Here is a 19,095-nt window from a genome sequence, read left to right as displayed (position 1 = left end):
CTCAGGCGCCCAACCAGGACGGCTTGGTCTTGGTCAGGAAGCTCTGCACGCCCTCGCGGCCCTCGGCGCTGGCGCGGATGTCGGCGATGCGGCGCGCCGTGTTTTCGCGCAGCTCGGGCGTGATCTCGCGGCTGGCCACGTCTTTGACGAGCTGCTTGCAGGCGCGCGCGGCGGCGGGGCCGTTGGCGGTGACGGCGGCGACGAGTTCATCGATCTTCGTGTCCAGCGCATCAGCGGCGACAACCTCGTGCACGAGGCCCAGACGCCTCGCTTCGTCAGCGGCAAAGCGCTCCGCCGTCACGAAATAGCGCCGCGACGCCTGCTCGCCCAGGGCCTTGACGACATAGGGGCCGATGGTGGCCGGCAGCAGGCCCAGCTTGGCCTCGCTGAGGCAGAAGCCCGCTGTGTCCACCGCGACGACGATGTCGGCACAGGCCACCAGCCCCACGCCGCCCGCATAGACGTCGCCCTGCACGCGAGCGATCACCGGCACCGGGCAGCTGTAGATCRCCCACAGCATGTCGGCCARCTTGGTGGCATCGGCATGGTTCTCGTCCCAGGAGTAGCCAGCCATCGCCTTCATCCAGTTCAGGTCGGCGCCAGCGCAGAAGGCCTTGCCCTCGGCGGCCAGCACGATGGCGCGCAGGTCGGCGCGCTGGCCCAGGTCGGTGAAGGCGGCGGTCAGCTCGGCGATCAACACCTCGTTGAAGGCGTTGCGAACCTCGGGGCGGTTCAGCGTGACGCGGGCGACATGGCCCGTGGTCGTGACGGTCAGGCAGGTGTTCATGGCAGTGCTCTTCCGTGCGGGATTGTCCGGCCGGCCTCACCAAGCGGCTTGCACATCAGCACGGATCCATACGTCTTGCCCTGCCACTGCACGCCGCCGACGGTGGCATAGCCGCGGCGCTCGTAGCGGCGGCGTAGCGCGACGGCGGGCTCGGCGGTGTCCAGCGCGAGCCGGGCGAAACCTTGTTCGCAGGCCCAGGCCTCGGCGGCATCCATCAATCGCTCGGCGATGCCTTGACCGCGGCAGTCCGGATGGACGGCCAGCTGGGACAGGATGGCTGTGCCAGCCGTCGTGTACAGCGGTGGCGGCGGGTCGGCGATGTAGGCCTCGCCGGCAGGCTTGGGGCCGCGCACGGCGACCGTGCCGACGAAGCGGCCGTCCCGTTCGGCGACGAAGCCCTGGGCGCCGGCCAGGCGTTCACGCGTCATGYCGACGCTCTGGTCTACGGCTGTGAAGTTCCAGCCTTGGGCCGCGAGGCTGGCGTAGGACAGGTGCAGCAGCGTGGTGAGCGTTTGCATGCAGTCATTGCTGCTCAGCGGGCGGATGGTGACCATCYCGTCATCTCTTCAGCATTCGGGCTGGGTTGGGCTTGCCGCAGGCGCGGCTGAGCAGGGCCGTATCGAGCTGACGTGCGGCTTCATCGTGCGACAGCTCGTAGCGAGGCAGCAGCCGTTCAGTGGCGGGCCAGGGTGGCTGCGATGCGGCGGCGGCGCGGCAGAAGCTGTGTGCCACCCGGGCCGCGTTGGCATGTCGGCGTGCGTTTTCGGGGTGGGTGGGCCCGCCATGCGATTTCATGCCGGGAATGCGTTGACTGGCCGTGCGCCAGAGTGCCGCGCCGCGATGCACGTCGTACCCCGCCAGGCCGGCAAATACCAGGCCGAGCGTGTCGRCGTCCAGCTCCTGGGCGCGCGGGTCTTGAGGAGTGTCTGCGTGAGGCTCGATACCGAACTGTTCATTGAGCGACAGCAGCATGGCTTGCGCCTCGTCCGGGCCTTTGGCGCTCTGCTGGCGCATTCTGAAGATGCCGTGACCCAGCACCACATGCGCCAGCTCATGGCCCATCGCTGCGGCGAGTTCGTCCTCAGACAGCACCGCCAGCAACTCATCGGAGATGCGGGTCATGTCGAACACCGCGAACGCGTTGCCTGCGCCGATCGGCCCCACGCTCTCGAAGGACACGGTGCAGCGGCGCTGGCCCTGCGCGTCGATTTCCGCCAGACGGCCGCACCACGGCGACGCGGCATGGCGCAGCGCGGCGTCCACGCGCCGCAGGTCTTCCTGCGTGGCGGCGTTGGCAGCAACGGTAAGGCTGACCAGCAACGAGGTCAGCGTGGAGCGCAGGCGTGGCGTCATCACATCCGAAACACGCCGAACTTCGTTTCAGGGATGGGCGCATTCAGTGACGCCGACAGCCCCAGCGCCAGCACACGGCGCGTGTCGGCCGGGTCGATGACGCCGTCGTCCCACAGCCGTGCCGACGCGTAGTACGGATGCCCCTGATCCTCGTACTGCTGGCGCAGCGGTGCCTTGAAGGCTTCCTCTTCGTCGGCGCTCCAGGTGCCGCCCTTGGCCTCGACGGCGTCGCGGCGGATGGTGGACAGCACGCTGGCCGCCTGCTCGCCGCCCATCACCGAGATGCGCGCATTCGGCCACATCCACAGGAAGCGCGGCGAATAGGCGCGGCCGCACATGCCGTAGTTGCCGGCGCCAAAGCTGCCGCCAATGATGACGGTGAACTTGGGCACCTGGGCGCAGGCCACGGCGGTCACCATCTTGGCGCCAGCGCGGGCGATGCCGTCGTTCTCGTACTTGCGGCCCACCATGAAACCGGTGATGTTCTGCAAGAAGACCAGCGGGATCTTGCGCTGGCAGCACAGCTCGATGAAGTGGGCACCCTTGTTGGCGCTCTCGGCGAACAGGATGCCGTTGTTGGCGACGATGCCGACCGGCATGCCCTCGATGTGGGCAAAGCCACAGACGAGCGTGGCGCCGTAGCGGGCCTTGAACTCATCGAACTCCGAGCCGTCGACGATGCGGGCAATGATCTCGCGGATGTCAAAGGGCTTGCGGGTGTCGGTGGGGATGACGCCATGCAACTCGGCCGGGTCGTGGGCCGGCGCCTTCGGTTCCAGCATAGCGAGCGGATTGACCTTGCTCCAGTTCAAGCGCGCGACAGACTGCCGCGCGATGGCCAGCGCATGCGTGTCGTTGTTGGCCAGGTGGTCGGCCACGCCCGACAGGCGGGTGTGCACGTCGCCGCCGCCCAGGTCCTCGGCCGTGACGACCTCGCCGGTCGCGGCCTTCACCAGCGGCGGGCCGCCCAGGAAGATGGTGCCCTGGTTCTTGACGATGATGGTCTCGTCGCTCATCGCCGGCACGTAGGCGCCACCGGCCGTGCACGAGCCCATGACGACGGCGATCTGCGGGATGCCTTCGGCGCTCAGGTTGGCCTGGTTGAAGAAGATGCGCCCGAAGTGGTCGCGGTCGGGGAACACTTCGTCTTGATTCGGCAGGTTGGCGCCTCCGCTGTCCACGAGGTAGACGCAGGGCAGGCGGTTCTGCGCGGCGATCTCCTGCGCGCGCAGATGCTTCTTGACGGTGATGGGGTAGTAGGTGCCGCCCTTCACGGTCGCGTCGTTGCAGACGATGACGCATTCGACGCCCGACACGCGCCCGATGCCGGCGATGACACCGCCGCCGGGCGCGGCGTTGTCGTACAGGTTCAGGCCGGCCAGCGGCGCCAGTTCGAGGAAGGGCGTGCCCGGGTCCAGCAGCATCTCGACGCGGTCGCGCGGCAGCAGCTTGCCGCGGGCCGTGTGCTTGGCGCGCGCGGCGTCGCCGCCGCCCTGGGCGATCTTGGCGAGCTTGGCGTTCAGGTCGTCAATGAGGCCGCGCATCGCGTCCGCATTGGCCTTGAAATCGGCCGAGCGGGGGTTGAGCTGGGTATTGAGGACCGGCATGGTGTCTCCGCGAAGCCCATGCTCGAGTCAACGACTAAGCAGGGCTCAACTTATTGATTGACGGCCTCGTGAGCCGCGTGAGGGGCGCCAGAATAATCCAGGGTGAACACGGATGCAATGCCGACTTGAGTGTTACTCAAGAATTGCGCAGAATGCGACCTCGATGACCACCGTCGCCGTCACGCCCCAGCGCAGATCCCCCGCAGGCCCCAAGGCCGAGCAGCGCGTGCGCGACATCCTGCGCGTGGGCCGCGAGGTGTTCGCCGAGCGCGGCTACGAGCGCGCGACGACGACCGAGATCGCCCAGCGCCTGGCCATCTCGGAGGCCACCGTCTTCACCTATTTCCGCGGCAAGCGCGAGCTCTGCATGCGCGTCATCCAGGACTGGTACGACGAGATCATCGCCGCCATCGAGGCTGGCCTGCCGCGCCAGGCTTCGGTGCGCGAGCAGCTGGAGTTCGTCGTGCTGACGCATCTGCGCCTGTTCCTGATCCAGGGCACGGGGCTGTGCGCGCTGGTGCTGTCGGAAGGCAGAACCAAGGGCCAGGACCTCGGCGAAGGCTTCGTCGAGCTGCAGCGGCGCTACACCGCGCCGCTGATGGAGCTGCTGGCGCGCGGCCAGGAGGCCGGCGAGGTGCGGCGCGACATCCCGCTGCGCCTGCTGCGCTCGCTGGTGTTCGGGCCGATGGAGCACATGCTGTGGGAGGTGGTCATCACCGGCCGCCAGATCGACGTGGAGGCCAGCGCGCGTGACCTCGTCGCCCTGCTGTGGCCGGCGCTGCAGGCACCCGACCAGGAGCTGCAGCGGCTGCGCCGGCTGCGTGGGCAGCTGCAGGATGCGTTGGCTCAGGCCTAACGCGTCCAGGCCTGCACGAGCACCGTCTCGCAGACCTTGAACAGCAGCCAGGCCGCCATCGCCGCCAGCGTCGAGGCGATCAGCTCGGCCAGTTGCCGCAGCCCGCCGTCCTGCAGGCCCTGCCAGCCGTAGTTCGACAGCAGGGCTGCGTTTGCGCTCACCAGCCGCACCAGGTCCAGGGTCAGCAGGCCGAAGACGACAAAGCTCAGCACCATCAGCCCGAAGCAGGCGAAACGGTGCCGGCGCAGCCAGCCGGTAAAGGCCGAGATCGTGAACATCGCACGCCCTCCTCGTGGTGTCGCTCATTCTCAGGTATGACTAGGATGCACCCTGCTGCCAGGGAAGGGGCTCCGATGAATGCACTGAGAGTCTGGCTCGCCACGAGCCTGCTGCTGCTGGGCTGCGCCTTGGCGCGCGCGCAGACGGAGGCGGCCGACGCCGACTGGCGCTACCGCATCCAGCCCGGTGACACGCTGATCACACTGACCGACGCCTGGCTGGCGCCGCCCAAGACCTGGCGCGACCTGCAAAAGCTCAACCGCGTGCCTGACCCGCTGCGGCTGATGCCCGGCTCGACCCTGCGCATGCCCGTTGCCTGGCTGCGTCGCGAGGCCAGCGTCGCCGAGGCTGTGTTCGCACGCGGCCAGGTCACGCGCCAGCGTGGTGCGGCGAGCGAAGCCCTCACCGCCGGCGCGACGCTGCAAGGCGGGGACCGCATCAAGACCGGCGCTCAGTCCAGCGCCAGCCTGCGTTTCGCCGATGGCTCGCGGCTGCTGATCCCGCCCGACAGCGACATCACGCTGGACCAACTGCTGGTGCTGGGCCGCGGCGCCATCCCCGCGGTGCGCATCGGCGTGCAGCAGGGCGGTGCGGACAGCCGCGTGACGCCCAACGCACAGCGCGTGCCGCTGTACGAAGTGCGCACGCCGCATGTGAACCTGGGCGTGCGCGGCACCGAGTTCCGCGTGCAGACGGCGGGTTCGCAGAGCCGCATGCAGGTGCTGTCCGGCGCCGTGCATGCCGGTGGCCTGGGCCCCGACGTGGCGAGCGGCCAGGGCCTGCTCGCCGACGGGGCAGCGCGCAGCGTCGCGCCGCTGCTGCCGGCGGCCGATCTGAGCGGCCTGGTGCCCGTGACGGAGCGGCTGCCGCTGCACATGGCCTGGGTGGGTGGTCCGGCCGGCGCTGCCACCTGGCGCGTACAGCTCTACGTTGGCGGTGACTTCGACCGCCTGCTGCTGGATGACGTCGTGGGCGAGCCGGCCGTCACCTGGCCCGAGGCGCGCGAGCTGGCCGACGGCGACTACACGCTGCGCGTGCGCGCCATCGACGCGCGCGGCCAGGAGGGCGCCGCGGCCGATGCAAGCATCCGCCTGCAGGCCCGGCCCGAGCCACCCTTCATCCAGGCGCCTGCGTCGGGTGCAGTCAGCTACACCGGTGGCATGGCCTTCGCCTGGACGCGCAACACGGTGGCGCCAAATGTGCGCCTGCAGATCGCGCGGGATGCCGGCTTCAAGGACCTGGTTCTGCAACCCTCACCCATTGACGGCGCGAACTACGACGCCCGACTGCCCGACGGCCTCTATCACTGGCGCATCGCCTCCGTCGAAGCGGGCGGCCGTGCCGGGCCGTTCGGCGACCCGCAAACCTTCGAGATCAGGCCGCCGCCGCCCGCGCCACCGCCGGCCGAGCCGGAGGTCAGCGGCGACCAGTTGAAGCTGCGCTGGCGGGCCGACCCGGACGTCACGCGCTACGAACTGGAATGGTCCAAGACCGAGACCTTTGACGGCGCGGACGTGCAGCGCTTTGCAACGGACAAGCCCGAGCTCGCGATCCCGAAGCCATCGCCGGGCAAGTACTTCTTGCGCGCCAAGGCCTTCAACGCCGCCGGCGCGGCAAGCCCCTGGGGCCAGACGCAGATGATCGAGCAGCCCTATCCGCGCTGGCTGTGGCTGCTGCCCTTGCTGCTGATCCCCGTCCTTTGAAACGCTGGCCCTGGCTCGCCCTGCCCGGAGCACTGCTGCTCTGGGCGCTGCTGAGCCTGACCGGCGCGCAGCCGCGTATCGACCGCGCCATCGGCGACCTGTTGCTGCGTGCCRCCGCGCCCGCGGCACCGCCACCCACCAGCGTCATCGTCGACATCGACGACGCCTCGCTGCTTGTGCTGCGCCAGCCCCTGGGCGAGTGGCCCTACTCGCGCGAGGTCTATGCGCTGATGCTGGACTACCTCGGCCAGGCCGGTGCCCGCCTCGTTGTCGTCGACATCGTCTTCGCCGGCCCGCGTGAGGGCGATACACGGCTGGCGCAGACCTTGGCCGCCGGCCCGCCGACGGTGCTCGCGGCTGCCGGCCTGGCGACGCGCCAGCGCGCCGGCGTCGAACTCGCGCCAGCCAGTGCGGCCGAGCAGCGCGCGCTGACCCGCCTGGGCGCGGCCCATGCGCCGGGCCTGGACTGGGACGCGCTGACGGCCCCGGCCGATGCACTGCTGGACGCGCTCGCCGAGCCCGCCAGCCTGGGAGTCATTTCGGTGGCCCTGGACGACGACGGGCTGCTGCGCCGTCTGCCGTTGTTGCATCGCGTGCAGGGGCGCAGCCTGCCCAGCCTGGCCTTCGCTGCGCGCCTGCGCGCCGACGGTGCGCTTGGCTGGCGGCGCGAGGGCGACGAGCTTGTCGCGGGCGCGCGCCGCTGGCCTGTGGACGAGGCCGGCCAGCTGCGCCTGCGCCTGCCGTTGGGCGGCGGCGAGCCACCACGCGTGTCCTGGCAGCGCCTGATGCGCGCGGCCCTGGGCGAGAGCGAGGACGCCGAGCTGGCCCGATTGCTCGCCGGCCGCAGCGTCTTCGTCGGCAGCAGTGCCTTCTTTGCCGACGAGGTCATGACGCCCCAGGGCCGGTTGTCGGGGACGGCGCTGAACGCTGCCGTCTTCGAAGCCCTGGGCGCCGAGCCGCTGGCGCTGCTGCGCGAGCGCGGTGCGGGCGTGTGGGCCGTGGATGCGCTGTTGTTCGCCCTGGGTGCGTTGCCCCTGCTGTTGCGTCGCCAGGCGCTGGCGGCAGGCATCGCGATGGCGGCGCTGCTGTTCGCGTCATGGAGTGCCGCGTGGGCCGGTACGCTGCCGACGCTCGCGCCTGGCTTCTACCTGCTCGCGCTGGCCCTGCTGCTGACAGCCGTCGAGCACGAGCGCCACGCCCGTGAGCGGGAGCGCGAGCTGACCCGCGAGCGCGAGCTGGCCGACGCGCGCAGCCGCGCCAAGACCGAGCTGCTGGCTCAGGTCAGCCACGAGATGCGCACGCCGATGAACGCCGTGCTGGGCTTCTCCGACATCCTCGCGCGCTCGCCGCTCAAGCCGGATCAGGCCCATTACGTCGAGGTGCTGGGCCATGCCGGCCGCCAGGTGTTCGCCCTCATCAACGACCTGCTCGACAACGCCCGCATCGAGAGCGGCCGGCTGGAGCTGGCCTCGCATCCCTTCAATCTGGTCGACCTCGTCGAGTTGCAATTGGAGCTGCTGCGCGAGCGCGCCCAGAGCCAGGGCCTGTGGCTGCGCGTGTTCGCGCGCACCGAAGCGGCGGGCTGGGTGCTGGGCGACCAGCAGCGGGTGGCGCAGATCGTCACCAACCTGGTTGGCAACGCCATCAAATTCACCAAGACGGGCGGCGTGACGGTCGAGCTGTCGCGCAGCACCCAGGGCCAGGTGCTGATCAGCGTGCAGGACACCGGCATCGGCATTGCACCCGACGGGTTGGAGCGCATCTTCCARCCCTTCGCCCAGGCGGATGCGAGCATCGCGCAGGAATTCGGCGGCACCGGCCTGGGCCTGGCCATCACGCGCAGGCTGGCGCGGCTGATGGGCGGCGATGTCAGCGTGCACAGCCGTGTAGGCGAGGGCAGCTGCTTCGAGGTGCGGCTGGATCTGCCCGATTCGCGCCCGCCGCATGCCGACCCGGCAGAGACGCGCGCTGAACGCATGGCGCCGAGCCGTCCGCTTGAGCTGCTGCTGGCCGAGGACAACGACGTCAACGTGCTCGTCATCGAGGGCATGCTGCAGCCCCTGGGCCACCGCATCAAGCGGGCGCGCGATGGCGAGCAGGCCCTGGCCGCGCTGCGTGAGGGCACGGGCGAGGGTGACTTCGACCTCGTGCTGATGGACATGCTGATGCCCGGGCTGGACGGGCTGTCGGCCACGCGGCAATGGCGGGCCATCGAAGCTGCCGAGGGCAGGCCGCGCACGCCCATCGTCGCGCTGACGGCGAACGCCTTCGACACCGATGTGCAGCAGTCCCTGGCGGCGGGTTGCGACGCGCACCTGACCAAGCCCATCAGCCTCGCAGCGCTGCTGCAGGCCCTGGCCAAGTACGCGCGAGTCTGAGCCTTGCGGCGCCGGCCGCGGACGTGAAGGAAGTCAGGCCCTAATTCGCAGTGCTGTGAATGCGCCACAGCCTGACTTCCCGCAGGGGAGGAGCCATGAACTGCGGCTCAACACTTCTTTGCATGAGGGCAACAAGCCGCGCCGCGGCGGGGGTCGGGGGCGACCCTTCACAAGGCCCCAACTGACAGGAGTGAGCTTCCATGCAACACCGCCACACCCGACTGGCGCTGGCCTTGCTGGCCGCCGGTATCGCCGGCTCGGCCGCTGCGCAGAACGCACCGGCCCAACAGCAGCAGCTCGAGCGCATCACCATCACCGGCTCGTCGATCAAGCGCGTGGAATCCGAGACGGCCCTGCCGGTGTCGGTGATGACGCGCGACCAGATCGAGAAGACCGGCGCCACCAACGTCGAGGACATCCTGCGCCGCATCGGTGCCAACACCGCCGTGCAGTCGGACACGACGCAGGGCGCCGGCTATTCCCAGAGTTTCGCCAACCTGCGCGGCCTGGGCCCCAACTCGACGCTGGTGCTGCTGAATGGCCGGCGCCTGGCCAACTTCGCCTTCGRCTCCATCGGCGGCAATTCGTCAGTGGACCTGAACAGCATCCCTTTCGCGGCCATCGACCGCATCGAGGTGCTGCGTGACGGCGCCTCGGCCGTGTATGGCACCGACGCCGTCGGCGGCGTCATCAACTTCATCACCCGCAAGGACTATGACAAGGGCGCCGTCACGCTGAAGTACGGCGCACCCGAGAAGAGCATCGGCGGCAAGGAGACGAGCGCCTCCATCGCCTTCGGCATGGGCGGCCTCAAGACCGATGGCTACAACCTGCTCGTGACCGGCAACGTCAAGAAGCAGACCAAGGTCAGCTCCCTCGACCAGAAGTGGTACCTGCGCGGCATCGACGAGATCCCCGGCTCCGATCCTCCCACCTCGGGCCGCTCCTTCCCGGGCCGCCTCGTCGACTTCAACATCACGCCGGGCGCCTATGCCAACGCGGGCACCAACTTCAGCCCCTGCGACCCCAACTWCAACACCATCCAGGACGTGGTGAATGCCGCAGGGCAGCCCGTTCTGACCCCAAACGGCACCCAGAAAAAGCGCTGCCGCTTCATCTACCCGGCCATGCAGGAGAACCTGCCCGACTCCAAGAAGGCCGACGCCTTCGGTCGGTTGACGCTGGACACGGGCGGCGATTCGCAGATCTTCTTCGAGGCCAGCTACGCACGCAACGACTCCATCGGCCGCACGGCCGCCGTGCCCATTGACTCGACGGCGGGTCATGTGAAGGCCGACGGCACCTACCCGTCCTTCGCCTTCCCCATCTCGAGCAAATACTTCCCGGCGGCACTGCTGACCAGCCTGGGCTACACGCCGGCGCAGTTCGACACGCTGGGTGGCGGTTTCACCGAGATCGCGATGCGTTCCGTGCCGGTCGGCCCGCGCACCAACAACGTGTTGAACGAGCAGACCCGCTTCGTGGCCGGTGCCACCGGCATCTTCCAGGGCTGGGACTACGACGCCGGCCTGACGATGTCGCAGGCCAAGGGCTCGCTGGACTACTACAACTACCTGCACGAAGGCCGCTTCATCACCGAACTGGCCACCGGGGTCATCAACCCCTTCGGCCCGCAGGATGAAGCTGGGCTGGCCGCGCTGAACCGCGCGCGCATGGAAGGCCCGATGCGCCGTTCCAAGAGCACGACCTATGCCTTCGACGCCAAGGCCAGCACCGAACTGATGGCCATGAGCGGCGGCCCGATGATGCTGGCCGTCGGCACCGATCTGCGCAAGGAAAAGGCCGACGACCATGCCGTGAATGCCGACTATGAGCTGGGCCTGCACATCGGCGGCGAAGGCACGGTGCCCAAGACCGTGGCCTCGCGCACCATCTATGCCGTGTTCAGTGAGCTGTCGATGCCCTTCGCCAAGGGCTGGGAGGCCACGGTCAAGGCGCGCTACGACAAATACAGCGACTTCGGCGGCACGTTCAACCCGGGCGTGACGCTGCGCTTCCAGCCCAGCCGCGAAGTGCTGCTGCGCGCCAGTGCCGGCACGGGCTTCCGCGCCCCGACGCTGTGGGACGTGAACAGCCCGACGGCCTTCACCAACACCGCCAACTCCCTGGTCGACCCGAACTGCCCGCCCGGCCAGGCCGGCGACCCGCGCTGCGAAACGCAGTTCAACGTGCGCCTGTCCAGTGACCCCTCGCTCAAGCCCGAGAAGTCGCGCCAGTATTCCTTTGGCGCGGTGTTCGAGCCGATGCGGGACCTGTCCATCGCGCTGGACTACTGGCATATCCAGAAGAAGGACCAGATCGGCACCATCGGCGGCGACGCCATCATGTCCGACCCGATCCTTTACCAGCGCTACAACACCCGCATCCACCGCCTGCAGCCCAGCGGCTTCATCAGCTACATCGAGACCCCGGTCGAGAACCTCGGCGATCTGAAGACCAACGGCATCGACCTCGACGTGAAGGCGGGCTGGAGCTTGGGTTCCATGGGTCGCCTGAGCGCCAGCTACGCCGGCAGCTTCATCAACCAATGGAAGCAGCAGAACGGCAAGGGCACGCCTTATGTGTCCTATGAGGGCACGGCCGGCGACGGTGCCGGCGTGCAGCCGGTGCCCAAGTGGCAGCACACCCTGGGCCTGGACTGGAACATGGGCAACTGGAACCTGACGCTGGAGAACATCTTCGTCAAGGGCTGGACGGAATCGGCCGGCCTGGTGGAAGCCAACGTCGGCCCGCTCGTCGAGCACAAGGTCAAGGACAGCAGCCGCTGGAACCTGGGCCTAGGCTGGAAGCCCATGCCCACGCTGGCCCTGCGTGTCGGCGCCCGCAACCTGCTGGACCAGGACCCGCCGTTCACCGCCGTGTCCAGCTATGGCTCGCACGTGACCGGCTATGCGGGTTCCTTCGTCGACCCACGTGGCCGCTTCTGGTACGCCACGGCGAGCTACCAGTTCAAGTGAAATGGATCGCGCCCCACCGGCGCGGCGTGATCACAAGGGGCTCCTCGGAGCCCCTTTTTACTGGCTCAGCCCCTCAGCCCGCCCGGCGTAATGCCTGAGTGATGTACTGGGACGCTGCTTCTGGCTAGAGTCGCCCGCGTCCCACCCCCCTGAGGAATCCCATGATCAACATGACCGTCAACGGTCGCGCCGTGTCGCTGGACGCCGAGCCCGATATGCCCCTGCTGTGGGCCGTGCGGGAGGAATTGCAGCTGACCGGCACGAAATTCGGCTGCGGGGCGGCCCAGTGCGGCGCCTGCACCATGCACGTGGCCGGGGCGCCGGTGCGGTCCTGCCTGACGCCCATCTCCTCGGTGCAAGGCCCGGTGACCACCATCGAGGGCATCGCCACCGACAAGGTCGGCCAGGCCGTGCAGGCCGCCTGGGTCGAGCATGACGTGGCCCAGTGCGGCTACTGTCAGAGCGGCCAGGTCATGAGCGCGGTGGCGCTGCTCAAGGGCAACAAAAAGCCCAGTGACGCGCAGATCGACGAAGCCATGGCCGGCAATCTCTGCCGCTGTGGCACCTACACCCGCATTCGCGCGGCCATCCACACGGCTGCGGCCAAGCTCGCCTGAGGAGGCCGACATGCTGAATCCCCGTCGCATCGACCAGGCACTGACCGCGGGCTCCCTTGGAGTTTCCCGTCGCAGCTTCGTCACCACCACCGTCGGCGGCGCCGTCGGCCTGGCGCTGTTGCCTGGCATGGCGAGCGCCCAGGCGCCCAAGCCCGGGTCCAAGCCGACCGAGCAGCCTCTGGCCTTCGTCACCATCGCCAAGGACGGCACCACCACCATCCTGTGCAACCGCATGGACATGGGCCAGGGCGTCGAGACCGGCCTGGCCATGATCTGCGCCGAGGAACTGGAGGCCGACTGGAGCAAGGTCCGCACCGGCTTTGGCGACCAGAAGGCCGCCTATGTCGATCCGCTGTTCGGCATCCACCTGACCGGCGGCTCCAACTCGGTCAAGAACAGCTACCAGCAGTACCGCGAGCTGGGTGCGCGCACCAAGGCCATGCTGGTAGCCGCTGCGGCCGAAAGCTGGGGGGTGCCAGCCGCATCGTTAAAAGCCGAGAACGGCGTCATTTCGGGTGGTGGCAAGAGCGCCGGCTATGGCGAGTTCTTCGACGCCGCCATGAAGGACACGGTGCCCGAAGCCGTCACGTTGAAGGATCCCAAGAGCTTCAGGCTGATCGGCAAGCCCACCGGCCTGGTCGTCAGCCAAGCCAAGAGCACCGGCGCTCAGGCCTACGGCATGGACGTGCAGCTGCCGGGCATGGCGGTGGCCGTCATCCAGCGCCCGCCGGTCTTCAACGGCAAGGTCGCCAAGCTCGATTCGACCGAGGCGCTCAAGGTCAAGGGCGTCAAGGCCGTGCTGCCGGTGGCGCTGGACCGTGGCGGCCAGGGCGTGGCGGTGGTGGCCAGCGGCTACTGGGCGGCCAAGAAGGGCCGTGATGCGCTCAAGGTCGACTGGGACCTGGGTGGCGTCRCCAAGCCCGACACCGCGGCGCTGACCAAGCAGTACCTGGCCCTGGCCAAGACGCCCGGCACGCCGGCGCCCAAGCCGGAGTTCCAGGCCGATGCCAGCGCCTGGGCGAAGGCGCCCAGGAAGATCACGGCGGACTTCGTCTTCCCCTATCTGAACCACGCCCAGATGGAGCCGCTGGCCTGCACGGTGGACCTGAAGGCCGACCGCTGCGACTTCTATTACGCGGCCCAGATGCCCGGCATCGATGCGATGAACCTGGCCAAGACGGTGGGGCTCAAGCCGGAGCAGGTGCAGGTCAATGTGCAGATGGCGGGCGGCGGCTTTGGCCGGCGTGCCACGCCCGCCACCGAATGGCCGCGCGAGGCGGCAGCCGTGGCGGTGGCCCTGGCCCAGGCCGGCAAACCCATGCCGGTCAAGGTGATCTGGAGCCGCGAGGATGACGTCAAGGCCGGCTACTACCGGCCCATGACGGTGCACCGCGCCGAGATCGGCTTCGATGCCGCGGGCAAGATCTCCGGCTGGCAGCACCGCATCGTCAGCCAGAGCATCCTGAAGGGCTCGCCGCTGGAGGGCTTTGGCTACCAGAAGGGCGTGGACGGCACGACGACCGAGGGCATGCGCGAGCCCTACGAGTTCCCGATGAACCTCAGCGTCCACCACCCCGACGTCAATGTGCCGGTGCTGTGGTGGCGCTCGGTGGGCTCCACCCACACGGCCTATGTGATGGAGACCCTGGTCGACGAGATCGCGTTTGCCACCAAGCAGGACCCGGTCGCCTACCGGCTCAAGCTGATGGAGGGCAACGCCAAGGCCGACCGCCATCGCGCCGCCCTGCAAGCCGCCGTCGACAAGAGCGGCTATGGCAAGCGCAAGCTCAAACCCGGCCAGGCCTGGGGCGTGGCCGTGCATGAGAGCTTCGAATCCGTCGTCGCCTATGTCGTCGTGGCGAGCATGAAGGGCAAGGGCAAGGATCGCCAGCCGGTGCTGCAGGAAGTGCATGCGGGCGTGCACTGCAACCTCTGCATCAACCCCAAGGCGGTCGAGACCCAGGTGCAGGGCGCGGCCATCATGGCGCTGGCCACGACCATGCCGACCCACCGCGTGACCTTCAAGGACGGCGTCGTCGAGCAGAACAACTTCTATGACATGGCCATGCCGCGCATGCCCGACGCGCCCAAGGTCATGACCGTCAGCATCGTGCCCAGCAACGACCCACCCAAGGGCATGGGCGAGCCGGGGCTGCCGCCGCTGGCACCGGCGCTCGCCAACGCGGTGGCGCGGCTGACTGGCAAGCGCCAGCGCGAGTTGCCGTTCAGCTTCGCCTGAGTCAGGTGCTGGCCGGCGCCGGGGGGTAGCCGGCCTCGGTCAGCACGGCCACCAGTGCCTCGCGGGGCAGGTCGCTGTCGACGTCGGCGGTCTTGGCGTTGCGATCAATTTCGACGCGCGCCTGGGCGTCGGCCGCCTTCAGCGCTTCGGTGATGGCGGCGACGCAATGGCCGCAGCTCATGTTGGGCAGGATGAAGCTGTGCATCGCTGGCATCATGCCCGCATCCACCTTTGCGGTATCGCCATGCACATCATTGCCCTCAGCGGCGCGCTGCGCCGCGCGTCCTACAACACCGCCTTGCTGCGCGCTGCCATCGCGATGGCGCCCGAGGGCGTCACGATCGAGCTGCGCACCCTGCACGGCATTCCCCTCTATGACGGCGACGTCGAGGCCCAGGGCATTCCCGAGGCCGTGACGAAGCTGCGCGAGGAGATCCGTGCCGCGAATGCGCTGTTGATCAGCACGCCCGAGTACAACCACTCCATCCCCGGCGTGCTGAAGAACGGGTTGGATTGGCTGTCGCGACCCAGCGGCGAAGGCGCCAAGCTGTTTGGCGGCAGGCCCACGGCCGTGATCGGCGCGTCGCCGGGCGGCTTCGGCACCGTGCGCTCCCAGGGCGCGCTGTTGCCGGTGCTGCATGCTTTCGGCTGCGACCACTGGATGGCCGGCGAGCTGCTGGTCTCTAAGGCCGGCTCGGTCTTCGACGCCGACGGCCGTCTCGTTGATGACAGGGTGCGGGGGCAGTTGCAGACCTTTGTCCACGGCTTTGTCGACTTCGTGCGCAAGAGAACGTCATGAGCGTCCACGTCGAGCGCATTGCCAGCCACATCGGCGACGTGGGCGGCATTCCCATCCAGCGGGCCCTGCCCAACAAGGCGCGGCGCATCATCGGTGCCTGGTGCTTCGCCGACCATGCCGGCCCGGCCACCTTGCCGCCTGAGCGGCGCATGAATGTCGGCCCCCATCCGCACACCGGGCTGTCGACCTTCAGCTGGATGATCGAGGGCGAGATCCTGCACCGCGACAGCCTGGGCTCCGAGCAGGTGCTGCGCCCCGGCCAGGTCAACCTGATGACGGCCGGCCACGGCATCTCGCACAGCGAGGAATCGCTCTCCGACCGCATCCACCTGGCGCAGCTGTGGATCGCGCTGCCCGATGCCGAGCGCGAACGCGCGCCCAGCTTCCAGCATTTCGCCGAACTGCCGCGCTGCTCGGTGGGCGGTTTTGACGGCACGCTGCTGGTTGGCGAGTTCGCCGGCCTGCGCTCGCCAGTGCCCAGCTTCACGCCGCTGCTTGGCGTGGACCTGGTTGCGGGCGGGCCGGCTGACGCGATGCTCACGCTGCGGCCCGGCTTTGAGCATGGGTTGATGCTGCTGGAGGGCGAGATCGAGGCGGCGCCGGCCGGCCACGATGCCGTCGAGACGGTCACGCCGGGCACGCTGCTCTACCTCGGCCCCGGCTGCGAATCCGTCGAACTGCGCTGCTCGGTCTCGTCACGCCTGCTGCTGCTCGGCGGCGAGCCCTGGAGCCAGCCGCCGCTGCTGTGGTGGAACTTCGTCGGCCGCGAGCCGGATGAGATGCGGGCCTGGGCCCTGGACTGGGCGCGCGAGGACGGTGGGCGCTTCGGTGCGGTCGAGGGCTATGGCGGCCCGCGCATCCCGGTGCCGCCGGTGCCGGCGCTGCACCGGCCGGGCTGAAGCGGCGCAAACCAAAACAGGCCGACCGACCAAAGGTCAGGCCGGTCGGCTTGCCGGGTTCAGCGTCACTGTTTGCGGCGCCGGCTCCAGGCAGCTGCGGCAAGCGCCAGAACCATCAGCACCAGCACGTTCGGCTCCGGCACGGTATTGCCCCCCGGGCCGCCTATGGTGCATCCCGCACCGCAGCTCAGGCGCAGCACCTGTTCGATCTGCGATATGAAGAGCGTGCCGTTGCTGGTATCGGCCGATGTGAAGTCGCCGCGGCTGCCCCCCATGGCGATGATGAGCATGGTGTCGTTGTCGACATCAAGCAGCCCCAGGGTCCCATCGTTGTTGTTGACGATGACGTCGCCGTCGTAAAGGCCGCCGATGATGACGCCCGTTCCGTCAGCGCCATGACCGCCCGTGCTGAAGTACGAGCGGATCAATGCGCCCGTGGCGATGTCATAGGACTGGATGATGCCGCCGTTTTCGATATAGGCGATGGTGCCGTCGGGTGAGACGGAGACACCGTCGGGGAACAGCCCCGGGTTGATGATGCGGTAGGCGCCGCTGACCGGGTCGATCTCGACGAGGCCGCGATTGGTAGACGCAATCATCTTGCCGCTGACCGATCCCCAGATGCCCAGATAGTCCACGAGATCGGTACCGGTGGCGCCGCCGATGGGCACGTAGGAGCCATCATTGGCAAAGTGGTAGAAGCGCCCGCCGAAGAGCTGGCCGCCATAGGCCTGACCGGCGACGGTAGCCATCGCGAAATGCGGGTTCCCCGTTTCGAAGGCGTAGGGATTGGCGATCAGCGCATCGCCCAAGGTCTGGTTGTCCACATCCTTGAAGACATAGAGCTGACCGGAGCCCACGCTGCCGGTGACGATGTTGCCATTCGGCAGAACCGCCTGGGACAGCGGGCCGTAGTTGCCGAAGTTGTAGCCGCTGACGAAGGTGGTCAACGTGAAGCCGGCAGTGACGCCACCTGCCGTCAGTGTGAGGCCGGCGTGGGCAGCGGGGGCGAAGGCCACAGCCAGAGCCACGAAGCCAAGTAGTTTCTTCAGTGTCATCGCGGTCTCCGGACTGATTTTCGAGGTCGCCTCGGAGCGAGGCGGCGACCCACATTTGCGGCACGCATAAGTCGTGCCGCGAGCCAGAAAAAGCTGCTGCGACATGCATTTATGGTTTTATGCCGTTTGCGAAAGGGGGCAGGGTGTCAACTTCTCCGACACGCGTCCTGGAAGCCAGCGGGCACGTCCACCGCGCTCTCGAAATCGGTTGCCGCCCAAAAGGGATGCCTGCGCCGCGTCGGCGTCTGGGGCGCGGCCGCTGGGCGACCTGCGCATCTGTGCCACTCGGCCCGGCATGCGCATCCGGGCTGACGAACGAGTTGACCGCCTCAACCGGCCCGGGCGCTCTTCACCAACGCCTCGATGCGCGGCGTCGCATTCACCGCTACCAGCTCGATCTGCGGGTTGGCCTTGGCGAACACGCGGAACAACTCGTCCGTGAAGCCGTGGCCGACGTCGGCCACGCCGTCGAAGTCGATCTCGGCGCGCTTGAAGGCCGACAGCCGGGAGCCGACGCGGCGGGCCTGGGCGCGGGAGTCCAGGGCCTGGCCTTCGCTGGTCAGCAGGCGCAGCTGCACGCGGGTCTGGTCGAACTCGATGCCGTCGCCTGCCAGGCTCCAGGTTTCCATGACGCCGTCAAGCGTGCGCGTCGTGTTCAGCGCGATGGCCATGTAGATGGAGCTGCCCTGGCGCGGCAGGGCGCGGCCCTTCTTCCAGCCGGCGCTCTCCCAGGCGCGGCGCTGGTAGGCGGTGTTGTTGGCGTGGATGTCGAACACATCGGCCAGCTGCGAGCTGAAGAACAGGCCGCGGCCGGTGTGGGCATCGGGGGCACTGGTCAGGCGCCCYTTGCTGAGCTCCAGCATCGCGTGCTGGGGGTCCTCGAGCTGGAAGGCGCTGCAGATCTTGTCGAAGACGCCCATGCCGTCATCGCTGACGAGCAGCTGCACATGGGTGGGCGTCTGGCGCAGCGACACGGTGACGCTGCTGCCGCCGGAATGGTCGGCTGCGTTGTTCACGAGCTCGGTGAAGCCATGCTGCACCATGCGTTCCACATGCTTGGGCAAGGCGAAATGGGGTGCGAAGTCGCGCTGCCAGGGCAGGTCTTCCTGCAGGCCGTAAAGGGTGTAACTGCGCGCCACCTGGCGCAGGCTGCCAGGCGAGAACACCGGTCGGCGGCCGGTGCCGGAGCGGGTCAGCCAGCCGGCGTCCACCAGGCGCTTCAGTGCCGACAGCACGGCGCGGTGGCTGGCCCCGGTGCGCTCCTCGATGTGGGTCGCCAACGCCAGCGAGTGCTCACTGGCCGCGGCGGTGATCCAGTTGGTGAGGTGGTCGAACACCAGTCTTGTCATGAGCACGCATTGTGCTGACTACTTCAATCACGGGGGGTGGGGTCGCTACCGACTCTGGAGGCTGCCGGCCTTTGGGACGGGTGCGCGCCGGGGAGATTTGCCATGCCAGACAAGGCGCGGCCGCCGCTGTGGGGTCATCCCCACGAGGCGGGCGCAACGCTGGATGGCGTGGCAAATCTCCCCGGCGCGCACC

At 68.5% G+C, this 19,095-nt stretch carries 16 protein-coding genes; 8 read left to right on the top strand and 8 right to left on the bottom strand.

Annotation, left to right across the window (positions count from 1 at the left end; all coding sequences use genetic code 11):
• Position 1: 1 nt before the first annotated feature.
• From ACXJKR_RS01440 to ACXJKR_RS01425, 4 genes are read right to left on the bottom strand one after another with little or no spacing between them, the layout of a single operon-like run.
• A complete protein-coding gene (locus ACXJKR_RS01440) occupies positions 2-787 on the bottom strand; it encodes an enoyl-CoA hydratase/isomerase family protein (RefSeq protein WP_457320124.1) in 786 nt (261 codons plus the stop codon).
• On the bottom strand, positions 784-1,305 hold the full coding sequence (locus ACXJKR_RS01435) for a GNAT family N-acetyltransferase (RefSeq protein WP_457320122.1): 522 nt from the start codon (positions 1,303-1,305) through the stop codon (positions 784-786). The genes ACXJKR_RS01440 and ACXJKR_RS01435 overlap by 4 nt, the downstream gene beginning before the upstream one ends.
• A 40-nt stretch (positions 1,306-1,345) precedes the next feature.
• Positions 1,346-2,140: a M48 family metalloprotease gene (locus ACXJKR_RS01430; RefSeq protein ID WP_457320120.1), complete on the bottom strand. Its 795-nt coding sequence runs from the start codon at positions 2,138-2,140 to the stop codon at positions 1,346-1,348.
• Entirely contained in the window at positions 2,140-3,747 is a 1,608-nt protein-coding gene (locus tag ACXJKR_RS01425) for a carboxyl transferase domain-containing protein (protein ID WP_457320118.1), read from the bottom strand. The genes ACXJKR_RS01430 and ACXJKR_RS01425 overlap by 1 nt, the downstream gene beginning before the upstream one ends.
• 163 nt (positions 3,748-3,910) lie before the next feature.
• Here ACXJKR_RS01425 and ACXJKR_RS01420 point away from each other — a divergent pair, with 163 nt between their 5' ends.
• A complete protein-coding gene (locus tag ACXJKR_RS01420) occupies positions 3,911-4,603 on the top strand; it encodes a TetR/AcrR family transcriptional regulator (protein WP_457320116.1) in 693 nt (230 codons plus the stop codon).
• Here the strand turns inward: ACXJKR_RS01420 and ACXJKR_RS01415 are convergent.
• Entirely contained in the window at positions 4,600-4,881 is a 282-nt protein-coding gene (locus ACXJKR_RS01415; protein ID WP_056205081.1) for a hypothetical protein, read from the bottom strand. The genes ACXJKR_RS01420 and ACXJKR_RS01415 overlap by 4 nt on opposite strands.
• 75 nt (positions 4,882-4,956) lie before the next feature.
• Here ACXJKR_RS01415 and ACXJKR_RS01410 point away from each other — a divergent pair, with 75 nt between their 5' ends.
• The 5 genes from ACXJKR_RS01410 to ACXJKR_RS01390 all read left to right on the top strand — a co-directional run bounded on the left by ACXJKR_RS01410 (position 4,957) and on the right by ACXJKR_RS01390 (position 14,797).
• Positions 4,957-6,585 carry a FecR domain-containing protein gene (locus ACXJKR_RS01410; protein WP_457320114.1) on the top strand — a complete coding sequence of 543 codons (1,629 nt, stop codon included), beginning with the start codon at positions 4,957-4,959 and terminating at the stop codon, positions 6,583-6,585.
• Positions 6,582-8,963, top strand: coding sequence for a CHASE2 domain-containing protein (locus ACXJKR_RS01405; RefSeq protein ID WP_457320112.1), 2,382 nt, complete (start codon positions 6,582-6,584; stop codon positions 8,961-8,963). The genes ACXJKR_RS01410 and ACXJKR_RS01405 overlap by 4 nt, the downstream gene beginning before the upstream one ends.
• 200 nt (positions 8,964-9,163) lie before the next feature.
• Entirely contained in the window at positions 9,164-11,941 is a 2,778-nt protein-coding gene (locus tag ACXJKR_RS01400; protein ID WP_457320111.1) for a TonB-dependent receptor plug domain-containing protein, read from the top strand.
• A 161-nt stretch (positions 11,942-12,102) separates the two neighbouring features.
• Entirely contained in the window at positions 12,103-12,558 is a 456-nt protein-coding gene (locus ACXJKR_RS01395) for a (2Fe-2S)-binding protein (protein ID WP_056205070.1), read from the top strand.
• 10 nt (positions 12,559-12,568) lie between these two features.
• Positions 12,569-14,797 (top strand): molybdopterin cofactor-binding domain-containing protein, encoded by a 2,229-nt coding sequence (locus tag ACXJKR_RS01390; RefSeq protein WP_457320109.1) that lies wholly within the window; start codon positions 12,569-12,571, stop codon positions 14,795-14,797.
• Between the two features lies 1 nt (position 14,798).
• Here the strand turns inward: ACXJKR_RS01390 and ACXJKR_RS01385 are convergent, their stop codons facing one another.
• Positions 14,799-15,002, bottom strand: a complete 204-nt coding sequence (locus ACXJKR_RS01385; RefSeq protein WP_457320108.1) for a heavy-metal-associated domain-containing protein — start codon at positions 15,000-15,002, stop codon at positions 14,799-14,801.
• A gap of 39 nt (positions 15,003-15,041) precedes the next feature.
• On the opposite strand from ACXJKR_RS01385, the gene ACXJKR_RS01380 reads away from it, so the two are divergent.
• Positions 15,042-15,596, top strand: coding sequence for an NADPH-dependent FMN reductase (locus ACXJKR_RS01380; protein WP_457320107.1), 555 nt, complete (start codon positions 15,042-15,044; stop codon positions 15,594-15,596).
• Positions 15,593-16,495 carry a pirin family protein gene (locus tag ACXJKR_RS01375; RefSeq protein WP_457320105.1) on the top strand — a complete coding sequence of 301 codons (903 nt, stop codon included), beginning with the start codon at positions 15,593-15,595 and terminating at the stop codon, positions 16,493-16,495. Before ACXJKR_RS01380 ends, ACXJKR_RS01375 begins: the two co-directional genes overlap by 4 nt.
• Before the next feature lie 65 nt (positions 16,496-16,560).
• On the opposite strand, the gene ACXJKR_RS01370 is transcribed toward ACXJKR_RS01375, so the two are convergent.
• Positions 16,561-17,553 (bottom strand): PEP-CTERM sorting domain-containing protein, encoded by a 993-nt coding sequence (locus ACXJKR_RS01370; RefSeq protein WP_457320104.1) that lies wholly within the window; start codon positions 17,551-17,553, stop codon positions 16,561-16,563.
• Positions 17,554-17,882: 329 nt separating this feature from the next.
• Positions 17,883-18,902: an ATP-binding protein gene (locus ACXJKR_RS01365; protein WP_056205055.1), complete on the bottom strand. Its 1,020-nt coding sequence runs from the start codon at positions 18,900-18,902 to the stop codon at positions 17,883-17,885.
• Positions 18,903-19,095: the final 193 nt, after the last annotated feature.

Source organism: Roseateles sp. P5_E11, assembly GCF_054049355.1.
Note: the sequence above shows the minus strand (reverse complement) of the source record. Positions and strands in the feature narration are given on the sequence as shown.